Below are 1,557 nucleotides of genomic sequence, written 5' to 3' on the forward strand. Positions count from 1 at the left end.
CCCCATCCCAGCGGACCGCTGCCCACAGCCCCGCGTCCGGCCAGGCCCGTCGCGCCGGCGGCCATGCAGGGTCCCGGAACGGGCGCGTACCCGGTGTCAGCGACCGCCGGCAATCCGACGGGATGGATCCCGTCCTCGACCGCGTCGCTGTCAACCGGAGCACATCGCATCCCACGCCCGCTGACGGGCCAGGCGGGAACGCCCACACCGCAGGCGACCGGACAGTTTCCAGCGGTACAGCCACCTCCAGGACGCCCACAGCCAGGGGTACAGCCACCTCAACGGCCGCCGGCGGCACAGCAACCACCAGCTCCGCCGCAGTCACCGACCGCGGCACAACCGCCAGGACCGGCTCCTTACCCGATGCCACCGTCACCGCGGCAGCGCCCCACCGGTCCCATCCAGCCGCTCGGGCGGGAGCAGCAGGCGCACCAGCAACCCGCGCCGTGGAACGGCAGTCAGCCGTCCGGACAGCCGTTGCACGGACCAGCCATACCCGCGGCCCGACCCGCGCCGGTGATTTCCGGTCCGATGGGGATCCCGCCCACCCGGACGCCCGCCCAACCCTTCCCGGCCGAACCGGCCGTGTCGACTGGCAACGGGATGGCCCGGCGGGCAGCACCGTCGAGCATCGACCCAGCGGTACCGTCGAGCATCGACCGAGCCGCCGCTGACCCCCAGCAACACCATCCGCGCTATCCGCATCCCGCTGCACCGCGCGCCGATGTCCCGCATCCAGCAAACGCCCAACACCCTGGAACGCCTCCACAGCATGGAACGCCGCACGATCTACAAGCACAGCCGGGCCACAGCCCGCGTCCGGGATCAGCTCCTGACGGGACTAAAAACCACGAAGGCGGCCGCTGGCCGGGCTACGGCAACATCCTCGACGGCATCGACGTGATCTAGGACGTGCCCGGTAGAGCCTCGATTGCGCGGACCGCTCGGGGCAACGACCGCCGTCCCCCGAGGTGCGTACCGTCCGATCACACGCAAGGGTGGGCCTGTGTTCGCCGGGTAGCCGACAGTCGGTGACAAGACCATGCCAACAAGGTTTGAACGCTGACGGCGGGTGGCATGAAGGCGACAGTGGCGGGCTGGTGGTGATGTTCGGACACATGGTGATGTTCGGCGGCATACCCGTCGGCAGTGACCGGTGGAGGGTGAGGCGTGGCCGAAGCTCTTACCGCACGCTTCGATCTACCTGCCAACGCCCGCGCCGCGGGGCGGGCCAGGCGTCTCGTCAACGAACTGCTGGCCACCTGGGGTCGCGAGGAGGACGCCGAGATCGCCCGCCTGCTGGTCAGTGAGGTTGTCACCAACGCCGTACGCTATGCCCGGTGCAACGACCCGCTGCACGTCCAGATTGTGGCGCAGAACGACCGGGTGCGGATTGCAGTCGGTGACGGCAGCGCGATGCGTCCGATCCTGCGGACGGTGTGCGACGACGACGAATCCGGCCGCGGGATGCATCTGGTGGCGGCTCTGGCCAGCGAGTGGGGCGTGATCGACAAGCCGGCCGACGACAGCCCCGGCAAACACGTGTGGTTCGAGCTG

Annotated in this window: 1 protein-coding gene; it reads left to right on the forward strand. The window is 69.8% G+C overall.

The genetic code is table 11. The annotated features are described in order from the left end of the window. Positions 1-1,170: 1,170 nt before the first annotated feature. Positions 1,171-1,557: ATP-binding protein (locus tag U9980_RS18260; protein WP_322769022.1), on the forward strand; the 387-nt coding region annotated here is incomplete at its 3' end.

Origin of the sequence: Protofrankia sp. Cr1, from assembly GCF_963555865.1 — a bacterium.
Classification (GTDB): Bacteria; Actinomycetota; Actinomycetes; order Frankiales; family Frankiaceae; genus Protofrankia.